At 44.0% G+C, this 19,354-nt stretch carries 9 protein-coding genes; 2 read left to right on the forward strand and 7 right to left on the reverse strand.

What is annotated here, in order from left to right; genetic code table 11:
- Positions 1 to 148: 148 nt before the first annotated feature.
- Entirely contained in the window at positions 149 to 1,114 is a 966-nt protein-coding gene (locus tag FQ085_RS03395; RefSeq protein WP_149455942.1) for a CBASS cGAMP-activated phospholipase, read from the reverse strand.
- Between the two features lie 519 nt (positions 1,115 to 1,633).
- Here FQ085_RS03395 and FQ085_RS03400 point away from each other — a divergent pair.
- Entirely contained in the window at positions 1,634 to 2,374 is a 741-nt protein-coding gene (locus tag FQ085_RS03400) for a C40 family peptidase (RefSeq protein ID WP_149455943.1), read from the forward strand.
- Positions 2,375 to 3,497: 1,123 nt separating this feature from the next.
- Here the strand turns inward: FQ085_RS03400 and FQ085_RS03405 are convergent.
- The 4 genes from FQ085_RS03405 to FQ085_RS03420 all read right to left on the reverse strand — a co-directional run bounded on the left by FQ085_RS03405 (position 3,498) and on the right by FQ085_RS03420 (position 12,851).
- Positions 3,498 to 4,604: a S1C family serine protease gene (locus tag FQ085_RS03405; protein ID WP_262499746.1), complete on the reverse strand. Its 1,107-nt coding sequence runs from the start codon at positions 4,602 to 4,604 to the stop codon at positions 3,498 to 3,500.
- Positions 4,605 to 4,735: 131 nt separating this feature from the next.
- Positions 4,736 to 8,233, reverse strand: a complete 3,498-nt coding sequence (locus FQ085_RS03410; RefSeq protein ID WP_149455944.1) for a DUF6359 domain-containing protein — start codon at positions 8,231 to 8,233, stop codon at positions 4,736 to 4,738.
- A 136-nt stretch (positions 8,234 to 8,369) separates the two neighbouring features.
- The gene (locus FQ085_RS03415) at positions 8,370 to 8,951 is read right to left on the reverse strand and encodes a transposase (RefSeq protein ID WP_149455945.1); all 582 of its coding nucleotides are present in this window, start codon (positions 8,949 to 8,951) and stop codon (positions 8,370 to 8,372) included.
- Positions 8,952 to 9,191: 240 nt separating this feature from the next.
- Positions 9,192 to 12,851: a S8 family serine peptidase gene (locus FQ085_RS03420; RefSeq protein ID WP_149455946.1), complete on the reverse strand. Its 3,660-nt coding sequence runs from the start codon at positions 12,849 to 12,851 to the stop codon at positions 9,192 to 9,194.
- 274 nt (positions 12,852 to 13,125) lie between these two features.
- Here FQ085_RS03420 and FQ085_RS03425 point away from each other — a divergent pair, with 274 nt between their 5' ends.
- Positions 13,126 to 14,982, forward strand: a complete 1,857-nt coding sequence (locus FQ085_RS03425; protein WP_188074706.1) for an LTA synthase family protein — start codon at positions 13,126 to 13,128, stop codon at positions 14,980 to 14,982.
- A gap of 35 nt (positions 14,983 to 15,017) precedes the next feature.
- Here the strand turns inward: FQ085_RS03425 and FQ085_RS03430 are convergent, their stop codons facing one another.
- Both FQ085_RS03430 and FQ085_RS03435 read right to left on the reverse strand, forming a co-directional pair.
- Positions 15,018 to 16,358: an S-layer homology domain-containing protein gene (locus FQ085_RS03430; RefSeq protein WP_149455948.1), complete on the reverse strand. Its 1,341-nt coding sequence runs from the start codon at positions 16,356 to 16,358 to the stop codon at positions 15,018 to 15,020.
- 165 nt (positions 16,359 to 16,523) lie between these two features.
- Positions 16,524 to 18,977, reverse strand: a complete 2,454-nt coding sequence (locus FQ085_RS03435; RefSeq protein ID WP_149455949.1) for an S-layer homology domain-containing protein — start codon at positions 18,975 to 18,977, stop codon at positions 16,524 to 16,526.
- Positions 18,978 to 19,354: the final 377 nt, after the last annotated feature.

A 19,354-nucleotide genomic window follows, 5' to 3' on the forward strand; every position in this document is an offset into this window, starting at 1 on the left:
TAAATTGGATACGTATTCATTGTCACTGAAAATCACTTGAACAAGTTCGACTCCTTCTATATATAGAAGAAAGAGTTTCACCACTTTTTGTTCCCTCTATCATCTTAGCTTGTTGCAGAGCTTTGAACCAATACATTTTGATGACAAATTAGGATTCCACTAATTGCCGGCAAAGCTTTCGGATTTCTTCTTTTCGTGTGTCGACTAACTCTTGCCCAAGTTTAACCAAGGCCTGGATATTTTCTGGAGAACCATCGTCTAGTTTTTCCCTGCCATCTTGCAACAATTCAATTTGAAAGCGGTAGTAGCGCTTGTTTTTTTCTCGTTCCGGTAACACATAATTCAATTGATAATGAACAACATCTGAGCTGCCGTCCATTAGGATATACCAAAGTGGACGTGCCCATCTAAGCAGGCCCCATGTACGGTAATTTTCAAATTCGATGGTCAGCTGTGGATTTCCTGTTCCGAGTGACACAACGAGTAGATCTTCATCATCCGGAAAAATTTCTTTTGCTTCCGCATAGGCACACATCGCTGGATTGTTGGCAAACACCCCACCGTCAATAAAGCTGGCACCTGGATAGGCCTTTATTTTTTTGGGCGTAAAGTAAGTGGGAGCTGCCGATCCTGCCCGTGCTACATCCCGCATCAGTACATCTTTTTCGATTTTCTTTGTATGGACATCACGACTTTTGAAAAAGGCAGTAAATCGGCCGCGGAGTTCATAGCTCGGAACGACGACATGTTTGATTGCTTCTGAGAGCATCGTGCGTCCAAAATACTTTTTCAGCACTTTTTCAAGTGTACGTGCATGGTAACGGCTCGTGAAGATGCCGCGCGTAACTTTGTAAAAAAAGCTCTTATCAAATATTTCTTGAGATTCTTCTATATAAAACCCAAGAAATTGCTGTGCCGAATAGCGCGGTTTTGTAGCATCTTGCAGATTTGGTGCGACAAGTCCGAGTGCCAAAATCCCACCCGTCGATGCCCCGACAATCAAATCGAACAACTCAGAAATGGGTTTTCCACTTTCTGCTTCTAATTCGGCGAGTAGCATTGCAGGAATAATGCCACGCACACCGCCTCCATCGATCGCTAAAACTTTTTTCACGCTAGTGCCCCCCCTCTAATTTTCTGATTAATCTAATTGTAAGAAGCGTTTCGAATGTTGTCAAAATTGGTTCCAAATTCATTTGTCCAATCTCATTTTTCACACTATTGAGATAGTAATATTATTTCTTTATGTCGGTTCGTGCGTTTTGTAGGTGAATGAAAAAAAGACTAGTTAACTGAATTTCTATTGTATTTTTTTGGCTTTGTGTAGCTAAAATAGAGCTGGCAAGACTTTTAATTCTGGATTTATTAGGATGTTAATTGTTACAAAGCAACTACATAAAGACGTGAAAAGCTCTTTTTCAGAGAGTTAAACCTTTTTTTCGTTTTTTATTGCCATTCAAAATCCCTCTATATCAAGGTTTCCAAAGCATTTTTCACTTTGTTATACAACTGTAATATAACTGCAATTGAATTGACGTTGTTTTTAAGTTGTTCTCTCTATATAGTAAATGACAGAGCAAAATATTATTAATTCATGAATGTGAATAATAAAAACTTGGAGGAACCAACAACAATGAAAAAACTTTTCTTTACGCTACTTACAGCAGGATCATTGCTATTTGCTAACTCAGCCACAGACGCACAGGCAACTCAGCCTATCCAAAACGACGCTTCATCTCAGGTAACTACGGATTTATCCATAGAGCAAGTTGCTGCCAGCAAAGCAACTGCAAAATCAGGTACATTTAAAATGAAATACAACTCAAACGTTCGTGCTGATGCAGGAACCAAATACAAAGTTGTGACGATGGCTAAAAAAGGCTCAATCGCAACGGCTACTCACCAAAAGAAAGTCGGCAAATCGACTTGGTACAAAGTAAAAGTCAACGGCAAATCTGGTTGGGTACTAAGCACGTTGCTTACTTCAACTACAGTGAAAAAAGCTTCAGCGAAAACATCTTCTTCTTCATCAGTGGTATCAGAAGCGCTAGAACTTCAAGGCATTCCTTACAAATTTGGCGGCACAACTACTGCTGGATTCGACTGCAGCGCATTTATCCAATACGCATTTAAACAAGCAGGCAAAAGCGTGTCACGCACAACGCTTTCACAATATGCTGAGACTTACAAAGTCAGCAGCCCACAGCCAGGCGATTTGGTTTTCTTTGCGAACACGTACCGCGCTGGAATCTCACATGTTGGGATTTACATCGGTAACAACAAGTTCGTCCATGCAGGCGGAGCAAAATCAGAAGTGAAAAGCATGAACGATCCTTACTGGGGCAAAAAATTCCACAGCTTCAAACGTTTCTAATCAAATCAGATACTCAGAAGAGTGACCCGAACGTCTGCTGACAGCAGGCCTTTGCCGGTCCTCTTTTTTTATGTGGAAATTTAGTTGGAGATAGCTAAAGCTACAGCCTTGCCGGTAATACTATCTACCGCTCTGTTCTCGGTTTCTTCCTAAGCTATAAAATTGAAATAACGAGTGAATTTTGTGTATAGAAGTAACCAGTTCATTTAGAATAGCAAAACAATCAGATGAAGATGTGAAATTTCCATGTACAGATAGCAACCACCCGGGTAAACCTCGTCAACTCTTCCTTCACCTCTAGCGATGGCGCATGCACCACCGCGGCCGAGCGACTCCAGAACTTCACACCCTCTACTCCACATAAAAATAGGTGCACTTATACATCCACCACTCCCTAGCTGAGGCGCGTCACGGGCTAGGCGAAGCGCTAAGACGAGTGCTCTTCTCGGCTTAGTGCGACGAGCTTGCGCAGGAGCAATCGTCTTTGCTCTACCCCAAGCGTCCGAAGGCGACTAAGAGACCCCCCAAAAAACTACAAACACTTTTTTTTGAAAGTGTTGTGCAGAACCTTGGCTTGGGAGCACGTCCCTGGGTCGGCCACAAATTAAGGAACATTTGAGTCCGACCCAGGGACGACAACGGGCTAGACACAAATTGCAGAACATTTGTGTCTAGCCCCAGGCAATCATCACCCTAAAAGCGCCGGCGACTCCACATAAAAATAGGTGCACTTATGCATCCACCACTCCCTAGCTGAGGCGCGTCGCGGGCTAGGCGAAGCACTAAGACGAGTGCTTTTCTCGGCTTAGTGTGAGAGCCATGCCCAAGCGTTCGAAGCGGTGTATAGAACCTAAGAAAACGTATTATCCCAGTTCAATGCAACCTTACTCAGCGAAGGCGCGTGCACCACCGCGGCCAAGCGACTCCAGAACCTTACACCCATCTACTCCACATAAAAATAGGTGCACTTATGCATCCACCACTCCCTAGCTGAGGCGCGCCACGGGCTAGGCGAAGCACTAAGACGAGTGCTTTTCTCGGCTTAGTGCGAGAGCCATGCCCAAAGCGACCGAAGCGGTGTATAGAACCTATGAAAAAACAGACCCCTTCAAGAGCCTGCTCGTCAGTTATTCACAATATCCGTAATTTGATAATCTCCGTACTCATCAATCACCACCGTATAAACACCTGCGTGTGACACAGTTGTTGATTTGTCGCCAGTTTCTTCGTGGTAAGTAAACTCTGCTTCAGCAGTAACTACTGCGCTTTCTTCGTTAATCTCAATACGCGTGATTGTCGGTTGAACCGTATCGTATATGCGATTTTGTCCGCTATACTCTCCAATCAAACGGGTTGCTTCCTGTTCCGCTTGACTGCCTGGCAACACGTAGGACAAGTAATAAGCCGAGTTAGCGTCGTTTAATGAATAAGGCAGTAATTCGTAGTAGGCGGATATAAAACTTTCCAGCAAATCTTCAGCAAAATAAGCATCTTTAACATCTTGCAAGACGATTTCCTGTTCTTCGGTAACCAGTGGGTTTTCGATCCATTCGCTTAGTTGATCCCAGACTGTATAGAGCGGAATGCTGTAGCCAGATCCTGGTTTTTCTTCGAGAATAATCGAGTTGATGCCAAGAATTTCTCCTGTATCTGCTGCGATGAGCGGCCCACCACTCGATCCTTGGGCGATTTCTGCGGTCATTTCGTAAAGGTCTGTGTATTGGTATTGATCCGAAAAATCGAGATCGGTTGCTGTGATTTCACCGGTTGTTGCGGTGTTGCTTTGGTCGTTTGGACTGCCGATTGCGACGACTGGCGTACCGACTTCAACGGGCTCCATTTTAATCGCTAACGGCTCTTTCCCCGCCAGTTCAGCGACACGAACAATGGCAAGATCCTCCGTTTCTGATATACCGATCACGTTGCCATTAAACTCTTGACCGTCGCTATTTTTGACGGTGATGTAGGATGCATCTAAAACGACGTGGGCATTGGTCAAGATGTCCCCTTTGTTGTTAATCAAAAAACCCGAACCTTGTTCAAGATCGGTATACAGTGTGTAGACATGCGTTTTAGCATGGGCGATCATCGTTGCTTGGCTTTGCTCTACCATTTCAGTTTCTTCTGGAACTGGTCGCGTGTCCTCTTTTGGTGCTTGACAGGCACTCATGACAACAACAAAAAACAAAAGAACTGGCCGTATTTTTTTATAGCTCGAGAGTTGATTCATCGTGTTCACTCGCTTCTTTTTGTGTTCATTATATCAACTCGCTGATAAAAGGTCTTGTGCGCACAAAGAAAAAGCATCCCGTTAAACCGCGCTTTTTAGGCACGATTCAAACGGGGATGCTTGTTTGGGTATTATTTTTTCTTTATTTGGCCTTTATTTGTAACGACTGTGTAGTTTCCTAACTCGTTCACATGAAGAGTAAACGTTGACCCTTTTAATGTGCCTTGCATGATTTTCCACTTGCCTTTACGATCTTCACGCGCACCAAACTGGATTTTCACGTCTTTCGTTGTGTCAAATGCCAGTGTCACCGGTGAAGTGAATGTCAAAGCAAGGTCTTTTCCTGCTGCATCCGTTACCGACAAGTCGATTTGTTTCGTAAGAGTTGGGCGTTTGTCGACTTCTTTTGCGTCTGCCACTACTAGCTCTAATACAAATGCAGATCCTGCAGCTGAGGCAATTTGCTGAATGTTTTCAGCTGAAAAGCTGACATCTGCTGTTGGCATGTCGACTCGTAAGTCTTTGCCGCTGTTAAGCAATTCAACTAGATTTCTTTCAGTAAATGTAATGGCAAGTTCTCCATCTTTATTCGGCTCGCCCGCTGTAACGACAGCCTGGTCACCTGAAAAGTCAGGATTTGCTTGTTGTTCGCCCGGAACTGATGGTTTTTCGAAGGCAATTTGTGCTAGTAGCGGATCATGATCTGATGCGCGGCCATGTTGTTCCATGAACATCGCGTTAATGTGGACCATATCCAGTTCTGTACGTTGTGCCAAGTTGTTCGTCACAAGCAAGTGATCGAGTACTTGTGAATTTCCTTGGTAATAATACGAAAAGCGATCTTCTACCGGCACATCTTCGACTTTATTCGTTAAAATATCGCCTTTTAATGCGGCTAGCGCAGGCGTAAATTCGAAATCATTCATGTCTCCTGCAACGATCACGTTCAAGTCTGGATTTTGTTTAAGTCCATCCGCGATAAAGCCGTTAATCGCTGTTGCCAGTTCAATGCGCTCTGCAACAGAGCCAAGAACAGGCGGCTGGTTTTTGCCGAATAGTGGCTGGTCTCCACCTTTTGAGTTTAAGTGAGCGCCAATAACGACGACTTGCTCACCTTGGAAGTCAAATTGTGCAGCAATTGGTTTACGGGTGTTTGGCATTGCGATTGGTTGAACGCGTCCTGGATTCAAAGCCAGTTCGCCGTCTACCCACGAGTTGTCTTGAGTTGCTGTTCCTTTTGTTCCTTCTGACAAGGTTACGCGTTCAGGATTATACAGATACCCGACACGGATGTTGCCACCTGGTTGGCCACCGTCTTTGTTGTATTCAGGTGCGATGTCAGTCCAGGCATACGTTGGACCGCCTGCTGTTTTGATGTCTTGAATCAACCGTTCATAGCTTAACGTTGCGTCACTGTTTCCTGATGCAACCGGACCGTCATTGTCTTGTACTTCTACCATAACGATGATGTCTGGTGAGTTTAAGTCGTTAACGAACGACTCTGCAATGCGCTGTGCTTTGGCATCAGACGTATGACTCGGATCTGCAGAAAAATTTTCTACATTATAAGCGGCTACAGTTAGTTCGTCTTTATACGTACGAATCCACGTTTGTTCGGGCTGTGTGCCTCCATCTACTAATTGTGGCAGGTCACTTTCCTGTGTCCATAGCTTGTAATTTCCAAAACCAAAGCCCATTACGCCAACGATATCACCATTAAATAAATCGCCTGCTTTGGCTACGTAGCTTTCATTGTTGAAATCAACGGTAATGCGTTCTGGGTTATAGTCATTTTCTGAAAGCAAAATTCCACCTTGTTTATGGAATTCTGTGCCTGGTGAGTTTTCAGCAACGACGACCACTTCGCCGTAGTTTTGTGGTCCTACAACCTGTGCGTTTGGTACAGCTAAGCGCATAAGTTCAAGGGATTCCCAGAAATCAACGCCGTCTTCTGTCGGATCAAACGATGTTAAGCCATCGTTATCGATAATCTCAGATGGCGGTTGAACGTCTTTTCCAATGATGATGGGTTCAGGAAGTGCGGCTGTCGCTGTTTTGGTTGCGTCAGTCGCACGAATACGCGTGATTGGTAAATCGTTATCTTTTGCATCTGAATAGCCTTCTTGGAAATGCTCTTCTACAGTTCCGGTGACGGTAACCAGGTCACCAATTTGAAAACCACTTGATGCTTTATTGACCATCAACGCTTCAGAAGTTGTCACATCATCATCTGGATTGATGTCTTGAATGACGAAGTTTGCCGAGTTGTAGACGTGTGTCACGACACCGACGATTTCATTGACAACGACACCTTGGTAATCTGAGTAATGATTCGCGCCTTGAATATCACGGATTTTCAAGTCCCCTGTTTTCAAAACGGTGTAAGTAAAAGTAAAAATCTCAGACGTTTCGTCCGTAATGGCGATGGCTTTGATCGTTACGTCTTTTGTCAAAACGATTGGCGCTGTGTATTTGGTGCTTGCGGCAGTTGGTGTGGAACCGTCAAGCGTATAGTAAATAGCGGCGTTTTTCCAGCCTGAAGCTAACGTGATTTCAGTGCCTTCCGAAACGACACCTGGAAACACATCTACGTAGACAGCTGGCTTATTCACAAGGTCAAAGCTCTCGAAGCCGAGTGTTTTCACCTGATAAGAAGCGTTGAACTTTGAAGCGATTCCGCTGACATGGATTAAATCGCCTTCTTTGTATTGCTTCGTAAATTGTTCGAAGTTTAGTCCGTTGCGGTTATCGTTACGAATGGTGACCGTTTCACCGTTTTCAGCTGTTGCCGAAAACTCAAACGTTCCAAAATCGTTAACGGATTTCAAGTTTGTGATGGTCACATTTTCTAATTCAATACGCTCGCCTTGTGTCTGTTCATTGATAGCGGTCGGTGTAACGGTTTGAACGGACGGCAAGTCGTTGCCTGTAGAAAGAACTTCTATTGTATTCGGCTGCAGCTGAAGCTCGCCGTTATACTCCGCGACCGTTCCCGTCAACCGCACCTTGTCTCCCGGTGCAACGGTGGCGTTTGAAGCATAAACGTACATGCCAGCTGTATCGTCTTGTACATAAAAGGCAGTCGCGCCCCAAAATCCTATGCCCGTTGTCACCGTGGCGTCAACTTGGACCAGTTTGCCCGACATCGTGCGCGCTTGTGCCAACGTATCGACGACAGTTGCCTCAGGTGGTACTTCACCTTCAGACAGAATCGTGAAAGCCGTTGGAGACTTTAGACCTGCTGTTGTAAAGTAAGTTTCCAATGAACCTGTAATGGTCACTTCTGCTTTAAACTTAGTCGGATTGTCCACCAAGTTTAAGCCTGCACGAATTGCGGAACTTGATGGCAACTGAACTGGAAGAATTTTCGTCGGATCGGTTTCATTTGGTGAATCAGCAAGACCTAGATTTGAAACAGCTGTAAAAGGCGCTTCTTGGTCGTAGCTAGTCTTGCTAATGACTGTCCCGACGATAAATCCTTTCACCGTAGCCGAACCGGAATTATTCGCAATGGCTTCAGCTACCGTAATCGGTTCTGCAGCAGTTGCAGTTGCTGCTGTGTAAGGCAGTACTGCAGACAAAACCAGTAGTAAACTCAAAAAAATCTTCGTCCATGTGTTTCTCGACAAAAGCTCCACTTCCTTTGAATAGAATGAGTTACTTATCAAGTATAGCGCAAAATTGTAAACGCTTTATTAAATTTATGCAAATAATGAAATAATTTTCTTATTTGGTGCCTGGCACCCGCTCAATTCTCGTACAATTCTATTCCCCATCTCTCCTCTCCGGAAGATCCCGTTCTTCGCAGTACATCAAATAACCCGTTAAACATTTGGAATATGGCCTTGGCAGAATGGTTGGCAAATAACTTAAATCGAGGAATTGATAGGGAGCTTGTAGCGCATCTGCGTATAATCGGTACGAGCTGTGTGGATAGTCTTTCATTGTGGCTACCATGGGGGTACTGGTATCTATGGGGTTTCTGTGGACGTATCGGCTAACTGCGAGGATGCTTTTGTGGGTTATGGCTTTGCCCGAATAATAACGGCTTTCGTAAAAATAGCCGCTGTAGTTGTATTTTTTCTTGTGATAATCGCTGTAGCGTTTGTTGATGAGCGCCATTAGCTTGCTTAACGGGACTTCGGGTGAGCGGATCAATAAGTGGTAATGGTTGGTCATTAAGCAATAGGCCAACATGGTAAACGGGTACTTTTCGTGTGCATACGTTAAGACTCTAAAAAAAGCGTCGATATCTGATTTCTCTTGAAAAATCGCTTGCCTGTTGTTGCCTCTCATCACAACATGTTCGTATGCATGCGGAGTCCAAATACGTCGACTTCTCCCCATCGTTTCACGCTCCTTCCTTTTCAACTACTGATTATAACTATAGTAGAAATAAGATTGAGGTTCGTCAATTGTTCTAAAAAGACAATAACTTGGATTTATGTACGCATACTGACTCAAAACTAATTTTTCACTGTGAAACCACTCGATAACCTGCAAATTCTCTTTCAAAATATTTTTTTGAATTGTGTTTGAATTGTTTGGGTGCCTGGCACCCAAACAATCAAACACTCTATTATTCACTCACTGTTTCTTGATCGTGAAGCTTTCTTCTGTGACATGTCCTGCTGCGTCGATGACTTTCAAGGTGAATTTGTTATCACCTAGAGCAGCAACTGGAACCGTGATGGTGATGTCTTCATCAAAGCCGACTTCGCCGTAGGGCTCGGTCATGTCTTGGCGAAAAACTTCGCTGTCGATTACATACACTTGGATGGCGTTCATGTTGTCTGAGACATTAAACCTTACTTCTGCAGAATCCGCTTCTGCACCCACAGTTTCTGGCAGATCCAAAAATTTCAGTAGCGCCGGCTGTGTATCGATTAACACTTGGCTGCGTACTTCGAGTTCGTTGCCAGCTTCGTCGACGGCTTTAGCGAAGATGTCGTTACGCCCGTCTTTGAGTGTTAAGGTGTGTTGGAAAAAAATTCCGTCAAAGCGTTCGGCTTTTTCACCGTTAACGGTTACTGAGACGATACGTGACTGGTCTTCTACGACACCGAATACGCCGACTCTCTTCGTACTTAGCACTTCGAAAAGCCCCGGCGAGATGATGGACACTGCTGGTTGTTGTGTATCTGCAACAACACCGGTTAGTGGCACCGTGATTTTATTGCCGGCGGTGTCGTGGAATACTGCGTTTAGCTTGTCGCCTTTTTTGATGACCACGGGCAATTTGTAACTCTTGACGCTCGGTGATAACGACTGGTCTTCAAAGCTGTCCGGAGCTTGCGTTAGTTCTACACCGTTATGGAACACTTCCCAGCGGTCAGGTCCTCCGCCTTCTTTGTTATCGGTAAAGCTGGTGACTTTCACCGTGCCCGTTTTCCTATCCAGCGTAGCAGTTGCTTTAGGTGCGACGGTATCCACTAAAATCGGCATGACTCGTGACTGCCATTTAGCACCTGGATAATCAATAACCGCACGCATTTGCAGTTGATACTGGCCGTCTTTAACTGGCTTGCCGAGCACTTCGCCGTTCCATTCGTTGAAAAAATCATAATAATAAGAAAAACTTTCCGTGAAGTTTTTCACTAGGTTTTTTCCTGTCTGCAAGGTCCGGAGTTTCTTGCCATCCGCGTCCAGCACGTTTACTTCCAACGCTTTGGCGTTACGCAACAGCGAAAATACGGGAATAATCGACTCCCGGCTCCCGTCGCCATTTGGTGAAAAAGCAAAACGCTCAGGAACAAAACCTTGTTGGTGACTGCCGCCGTTGACGATCAAACCAAAGTCGTCCGTTAAAAACGTCGAAGCGTAAAACGTTTCTGGACTCCATGCGACGTCATCAAAAATCGACGCTGCGTCCCATTTGCCATTAAAGCCAAAATACGGCACAGTCAGTGGCGTGTTGCCGGTCACTTCTTCGCTCGCATCGGTTAATGTAATAAACCCGTCAATGAAAAAACCGTTAGTGAACGCTTTAAATTCGGGACGTCCTACTAAAGTTGACGCATCGATCGTCACTTGAATTTCCGTCGTGCCATTTGCTGGCACCGTCACAAGGTCGGGTGCGGTAATGTTGACGAGATCTGTTACCACTTTTGATCCTGCTCGATTGGGATCGGTTGTGTTGATCTTGCGCTTTTTGTGTTTTGCAATTGCATCGGTTTGAACGTTAACTGTGACTGCGTAAGTTGCTGCCGTGTCCGAGAAATTTTTAGCTTGCAACTTGATGGTGAGTTGATTTTTTGTCAGTTCTTTTAACGCGACTTTGGCGTCACCAGTCGCTCCGTCCGTGACGATTACGTCGGTCGATAAGGCGTCGTGCAACTGCATCAGTCCTGCGCCTTGACGTCTTGGTGACACGAATTGACCCGCTACCAGTTCAACTGGATTGGCCGTATTCATCAGCAAGTTTTTGGCGAACTCAACGCGGTCTCTGCCTGCTAAGCCAAGCTCTTCAATGCGCTGAAAAATCAATGCCGTTCCTCCTGCTACGTGTGGTGCCGCCATCGATGTACCACTCATCAACCCGTAGTCGTTGTCATTTAGCGTCGAGAAAATATTACCTCCAGGTGCAGTGATTTCTGGCTTAAAATCCAAGTTGGGTGTTGGTCCCCAAGACGTAAAATCACTCATTTTACCGGCATTTGGATTCGGCGTCTCAAGCTCTTTTCCGTCAAACGCAATGGTGACCGCTTTTCCAGCTTGTAATGCTGCTTTCATGGCCAATCCATCTTTTTGAAGTGTCGACAAAAACGGAATGGTAATAGACGGATCCCATTCCATATTAACGGGTCCTGTCGTGTTGTTGTAAATAATAACCCCTGCTGCTCCAGCAGACTGCGCTGCAAAAGCTTTTTCCGCAAATGGAATGGTGCCGCGTGCAATCAACACGAATTTATCGGTCAAGTCTTTGCCTACAAAATCCTCAGGCATACCGAGTCCAACTTCAACCACTTGATAAGAAGCATCTGGTAGTTTTTGCGGGTCGACTTCGTTTGCCGGCAAGTATAGCGCACGAGCCGACACTTTGCCGTCTACGCTGTAGACAAAACTCTCCGTTGTAATCACTGTATTTTCAAATGATGCTACCCCGAACGAATCCACCGAAGTTCCCGGTGTACCAATCAAACCGTAGTCTTGGTTTTTGGCAAAAGGTGCTTGAAAACCAGACCCCAGCATGTCTTCGTTGCCGGCAGAAATCGCTACTAAAATCCCATTATTTGTCGCGCGTTCTACTGCTTGCTGTTCGGGACTCGACGTATCGACAAATCCAGCGGTGGCGCCGAGCGACATGTTGATAACGTCTGCACCAAGTTTAATGGCGTCGTCCATCGCTTTAATGTAAATATCACCGAAAGTTGTTGGGTATAAAGCGTCGTTACCGAACACTTTCAGCGCCAACAATTGCGCTTCCGGAGCAACACCTTTAATGCCGCCCTTTTTTTCATCGCCATTTGCACCAATCGTTCCGGCTACGTGCATGCCGTGCATCGAAGCACCCGGTGCCACGTCACGAATTTCGGTGTTAGCGTCCATATAATTGTAACCAAACGGCACTTTTTCTGTGAAAAATGCACCTTCTTCAATTGCGTGATCCGAGACAAACGCATCGACTTGGCCTTTTGTTAAGGTAGCCGTCTTGTTATCGCTCAGTTTCATGTCGCGATGTCCCGAGTCAATGCCTGTATCGATTACTCCGACAATCATGCCTTCTCCTTTAAAGCCATAATCACGCCAGGCTTGTTGCGCTTGAACCAGTTCTTTGGCGTATTTCATCGTCGGCTGGACTGCAGGACGTTTATACTCCGTCGCTTCATATACAGCTTTAACACTTGGCAACTCCGCGATTTCGGCTACTTGTCCCGCAATAACTTCTGCTGAGAAACCGTTAAAGACCGCTGTAAACGTTTGAAGATAATCGATTTTGGGTGCCACTTTCGTAATAGCTGTTTGTGCCGTTTTTTGTTTTTTAGCGGCAGCCGCTTCAATGCGTTGTTTCTGACTTTCCGGCAACTCTTTGTAAAGAACACCCTTTGTCGTTGCGATTTCAATCGTCGGCTGTTCTTGTAATTCAATGATGATTCGCACTTTTTCTTTTGGTGACTGCGGCTTTACTAAGGTTTTCGACAGCTTCACTTCGGGATTTGGCGCTTTTGATGCGACCGGACTACTGAACCCTGTGACACTACTGATCAATAAGATGAACACCATTAACCAAAAACTCGTTTTCCTCATCTTGATTCCTCCCTTTCAAGATAAAATTATCTAAATTATCAATTAATTAATTCACCTTCATTTTTCCATTTTACACATCAAAAGTCCATGGTTCCAAAGCTATCTTGTTGACCGTTTTTTCTTAAAATTTTGGGTATATTGTATGGGTGCCAGGCACCCACACAACTCTCGCGCAATTTGCTTGCCTCTTGTACTTCCTTTATACTTGAGGGTAGTCGATATTCCGATTGCAGCAGGAGCAGCAAAGTCGAAAATTTTTTTTGAGGTGATTTACATGAAAGTCAAATGGAGCTACAAGCCGGTTTTGGTGATGTTAGCCACCATGTTTTATTTCTTTTTGTTGGTGAATGGAATTGAAACCTATTTGAACGGTAGTTACGCTGAACGCGCTGTGTGGCGCAGTGATCACAAAGAAGCCTTTTTCTTTAATTACATGATTGTTTTTAGCTTGTTCATCGTGTTTTTAGGAATCTTTAATCGTTATTTTGTTAGTTTTGTCGTCACCAATGCGTTAGTGGTGACTCTGGCTGTTTTCAGCTATTATAAATTCAGTTTTTTAGGGGAATTTTTATACCCTTGGGATTTGTTGCTTTATAATAATGTATTGAATTTATTGCCAAATTTATATGAAACGATCAACTTGACACAAGTTATTCTTGTTTTCGGACTTATCGTGGCGGTCATTGTCGCCATTTCGGTGTTTCTGTTTATCAAAAAGCCAAAGCGCTGGATTCGCTTAAACCCATGGGTTCGTATGCTGTTTATTGGTTTAGGTGCCGCGTACTTGAGCATTTTCGTTTTCTATCGGTCCATTCCTGAAGTAGAGTCCACGTTAAAAGATGTCGACATTAACAACCTGACATTTGATCAAGAACGCAATTACAAAACCAATGGCTTTTTGTTGACGTTTATGTTGAATATGCAAAGTGCCATCGTGCTGCCACCAAGTGGCTACAACGAAAAGAACCTGATGGATATTGTTGACAACTTGACTAAAGTCGAACCACAATCCAATTCAACTGCCAAACAAGATCCGAACATTATCTTTATCATGAGCGAATCTTTCTGGGACCCGACGTCGATTGAAGGGTTGTCGTTTAATGAAGACCCTATGCCAAACGTCAGAGCACAGCAAGATGGCCATATTTTGGCTCCTGCTTTTGGCGGCGGCACGAGTAACGTCGAGTTCGAAGCGCTGACGGGTTTTACCAATATGTTCCTACCGCCTGGTTCCGTTCCGTACCAGCAATACATTAAAAGTGAAATTCCAGCGATGCCTAACTATTTAGCAAGTCTCGGGTATGAGACGACGGCCATTCATCCTTACCCGAAATGGTTTTGGAACCGGGAAGAAGTGTATAAACATATCGGTTTTGATGAATTCATTGATATTGACGGGTTTACCGATCCTGTCTACCGAGGACCTTACGTTTCTGACCAGCAAGTGACCGATACCATCATCGAACAAACAGAAGCGAATGAAGATCCGTCATTTATCTATGCAATTACGATGCAAAACCACACGAGTTACAACGTGGATAAATACCCAGATTTCACTGTCGAAACGCAGACACCTCCTGGAGTGGATCCCGTTTTCAATTTATTGTTGCGGTCGTACACACAAGGAGTCGCAGACGCTGATGCTGCATTTAAGAGCTTGATCGATTATTACGAAACGTCTGACGAACCAACCATTGTCGTCTTTTTCGGAGACCATTTACCTGCGATCGGCAATGACTACAAATTATTCAAGCAAGCTGGATATGTCCCTCGCGGAGCAGGCGACGTCAATTGGAGCCTAGAAGATCAAAAGAAAATGAGATCCACACCGCTGGCTATTTGGAATAACTACGGCACTGAAGTTCCAGACCTTGGTACAATCAGCCCCTCTTTCCTAGCACCAACCGTCTTTGACCTAGCTGGAATTGAGCAGCCTTTGTATCACGCAGTACTGGAAAACTTCCAAGCGGAAATGCCCGGCTACACCAACGAAGTGAAAATAGACGGAGATGGCGAACTTTATAAAGTGACTCCCGATAAAGTGGAGACCACCAAACAGCAATACGAAATGATTCAATACGACCTGCTGTTCGGAGATCAATACTCACTCGAAAAACTGTTTGGTAAATAACCCTAAAACCGCAGTTAAAACCCCCACACGCCGAATTACCGGCTTGTGGGGGTTTTGTTGTTGAATTGCGCGAGAGTTGTGTGGGTGCCTGGCACCCGCACATTTACGGAATGCGCCACCATCATATGCCCGCGCGGCGTCCAATGAAATCCGAGAAGTGGATCGACTAATCCGCTGTTTGCAAGATCAGTGTCTGTTGCGCCTCCTGCTTTTTGCACCGCGTTGGCATAATTATCGATGAGTTCAACACCTTGTTGTTGAGCGACTTTGCGAATAATATCATTGTAGCTGTCTTGCCACGCATGAAGGCCACCCTTACTGGCATAGAGTTTTTCAATACCTGGGGTTTGCGCTGCTTGAGACTGGTAATACACACGTTCATTGACGGGCAAATTGGTCATCAACACAACCGTTATGCCTTTTGCCACCATTTGCGTTGTCAGTTGCGAGATGTTTTTTTCGAATTGCTCCTTACTGACTTGTGGTTGTTTCGTATCTGCACGCATTAATGCGTCGTTCAAGCCGAACATCATGACGACCGTAGATGGCTGTTGATCCAACACGTCTTGTTTGAATCTTTTCAAGGCACTTGCTGTCGTATTGCCACTGACACCGGCATTGGTGATTCCTGCTAAAGCCGGCCAATTGTGATTCGGGTAGTCGGGAAATTCTTTCGGTAAATAAGAACCTGACGTATTGCTGTCTCCAAATCCAATAACTTTACTCGGAAGTGCTGGTTGTTGAAGAGCTTTCCATTCCATCGCGCGATTGGCAAACGCAGCCATTTGCGCACGTGTGACGATGCCATTTGGCCGGTAGGTATTGTCTTCCGAATACCCAACCGTAATGCCGTTATCACGCAGTGCTAAGACATACGTAAACACCCAATCTTTTGTGGTCACATCGGCAAAGAAATTCGTGGAATGACCAACAAGATCAAAACCTTCTGTCAAAATCTTGGCCATTTGTCCACGCGTTAACTTGTCATCCGGAGCATACAGCCCATTGCCTTTGCCATGAATAACCCCTTCTTTTTTCAATGCTTCAATATAACCAAACGCCCAGTGACCCGTCGCCACATCAGGATAACTCGCTGTTTTCGGATTGAGCGGCTCAATACCCGCAGCCAGTGCAATAATTTTCGCCGCTTGTGCACGCGTCACGTCTTGTTCTGGTTTGAACGTTCCATTCGAATAGCCAGTCAAGACGTTTTTTCCGAGCAGCGACTGAATGTCGTGATAAGCCCAATGCGTTGTAGCCACATCTTTTAATGGCGCAGCGGCACTAGCCGACGTAGTTATGGTCGAAAAAAACAAGAGTATTGACAGCAGTCCCGTAAAGATAACGGCAGCGTTACATTTTTGAGGAAACCTCATGTGATTTTCACCTTTCTTGCACTCTTTTTATACGTATCTTACCATTTATTGAATTGTGTGTGAATTGCGTGCGTGCCAGGCACCAAATAGCAAAAAAGTGATACCAGGCACTAGCCTGGTATCACTTTTTTTATTATGAGCACAAAGCGCTCAACTAACATTCTATTATTTTACAAGAACGCCGTTTCTGTCAACCAATTCATTTTGTCCAGCTTTAACTGTAGCACTTACTGTGCCAGTTGGAGCTGTAGCAAGTTTGAATCTTACTTGGTTGTCGTTACCGACAACTAATGTAAGGTCGTTAGCATCTAGTACTGTGTTGCCCATTTTAACATCGAATACATCATTAGCATCAACATTAGCAGGGATTGAGATTGCTTCGTTAAATGTTACTGCTACAATGTCACCAGCAGTTTGTACTGAAGTGATTTTTGCAGGTGTGTTGTCTTTGATTGTTACTTCAGAGTTAGCAGTAACAATTACGTTTCCTGCTTTGTCAGTAGTGTTCAATACTGTTAATACTGCTGGAGTACCAGCTGTTTGGTTACCGATGTTTACAGATCCAGCAGGCAATTTGATTACTGCTGTCATTTTGTCAGTACCAGTGAAGTAGATGTCCGTTCCAGCAGGTAAAGCTTGTCCGTCTAGACGGTAGCTTGAAAGGCTGATTCCGTTAGCAGCAACTTCTTCGCTGTAAGAAACAGTGAATTCGTTAGTGCCTGTAGTAACTACTGAAGCAGTTGGTTTCACGTTATCAACTGCTGCTGGAGTTCCAGGTACAGTGATTGTTGATGAAACTGCTGCTGATTTGTTCCCTTGTACATCTGTGAAGAATCCAGCTGGGAATGTTACTGTGTAAGTGCCAGCATCTAAAGCTGCTGTAGTTGATTTGAAATCTACTAAGTAAGTAGAAGCGTCATCAGTTTTCAGCATAGATTCTGCATCAACAGCTGTGAAGTTTACACCTTGTGAGTTGCGGATAGTGATTTGGCTATCAGAACCTGCAACAACAAGTTTCTCGTTGAAAGTGAATTCTAATTTTTCGTTTTCAGCAGAAACACGTGTAGAAGAAAGTGTTGGTGCAGTCAAGTCTTTAGCGAAAGTTACTGAAGTACTGTAAAATTCGTTTTTGTTTGCAGCAAGATCTGTCATAACTCCAGCTTCAGCGTACAAAGTGAAAGTTTGTGAAGTTGCTGTAGAACCTGCTGGGAATAATTCCCCTACATTTAACAAATACGTTTTGCCAGTTGTGTCAGTAGTATCACGAACTAAAGTAGCTGTAGTTTGTGTTCCACCTTGTTGCAATTTAACAGATACGTTGTCTTCAACAATATCTTCGCTTAAAGTAACTTTAGCAGTTTTTTGATCAACTACTTGTACACTTGTTACGCGTGGTTTTTCCATATCTGCTGATGGAGCAGTTACTGAACCGTTATAGATAACCATTTCGTTTTTAACTGCTGCGTTGTCAGTAGCTCCTGCTACATATAGAGAAGCTGTTTGACTAGCGTTTAACGATTTAGTGATTACAACTTTGTTTCCAGTAGTCGCACCTGTAACTGGCTCACCGTTTACACGGATTACTGTTGGAGCTGTTCCAAGGTCTTCAGAGAAAGTCAAAGTAATTTTACCGTTTTCGTAAACAGTGCTAGTGATAACTGGTTTAACAGTATCCGTATAAGTGAATACGCCGCTAAATTTCTCAGTGTTTACCCATTTACCGTCTGTGTCTTTTACGTTTGTAGCAGTTGGCTCAACTACAAGAACTTGATCTTTGCCTTCAACTGATGATGCAAAAGTTAAGACTACTGAACGCTTGTCAGTTGACAATTCTGCTTTAGTTGGAGTTGCTGAACCTAATTTATAGTTTGCAACTTCAGTTGCATCTTTAGCAACTTTATCATCAGCGTTCAAAGTTGTGTTGAAGTTAACTTGAACCTGGTTAGTGTTAAGACCAGTAACAGATGATACTGTAGGTGCCATAGGAGCTTTAGTTAACTCATGTAATCTATGAAGGAAGATTGCGAAATCTCCACGTTTGATTGATGATTCGATTCCGAACTTAGTTGCAGTTTCGCCATCAGTGATTTTGTTTTCAACTAATGATGCAACTTCAGTTGCGAAACGGTGTTTTGAACCAACGTCAGTAAAGTTTAATTTAGAAACGTCGCCGTCTTTTAGGTCATAAGCTTGTGCAAGCATGAATGCTGCTTGTCCACGAGTGATTGTTTGATCCCAGCCGAATTTTGTAGCTGAAACGCCGTTGATGATTCCTGCTTCTTTAAGAGAGTTGACTGCAACCGCACCACGTTTAGGAACGTCAGAGAAACCTGAAGCTGGAGCTTTTTCGTTCATCAAACCTGCTGCAGTAGCGATCATGATCGCTGCATCGCCACGAGTGATTGAAGCGCTAACACCGAATTGAGTCGGAGTAATACCGATTGCAATTCCGCCAGATACTACGTAATCAACTGCGTCTGTATAACGATCTCCCACATCAGTGAAAGCTGAAGTTGAAGCTTGGTCTGCGAATGCTGCTGGAGCGATTGCCGTTGCTACTAAAGTAGCCGTTGCTGCAGTTGCTACGAATTTCTTGTAATTTTTTGGTTGGTAAGCCATTAATGTAATTCCTCCTTGGGTTTGTGGTGCTATAACTATATTGAGTCATATAACTCAATTCAATTATCCGTTTTACCATCACATTTCCACTATTTGTAGATTAACAACGTCTTATGAACGAAGCAAAGGTCCTACCTCTTGTGGATCAGATGAAAGTTTTTGTACAGATAACTAAACTCTTACTTAGTTTACCAAAGAATTAAGTTTAATCAACCACTAATGTAATAATATATCAAAAAATTTACTAATACTTACAAAAATAATACAAAAGAATTACATTTAATACGATTCTCTAAATATTGAAACCTTAAAATGGCAATTAGTACCTAGAGAATCAACCCATTTATCATACAATTCCAATAAAAATGATTTTTTAT

This window comes from Planococcus sp. ANT_H30 (assembly GCF_008369335.1).
Classification (GTDB): Bacteria; Bacillota; Bacilli; order Bacillales_A; family Planococcaceae; genus Planococcus; species Planococcus kocurii.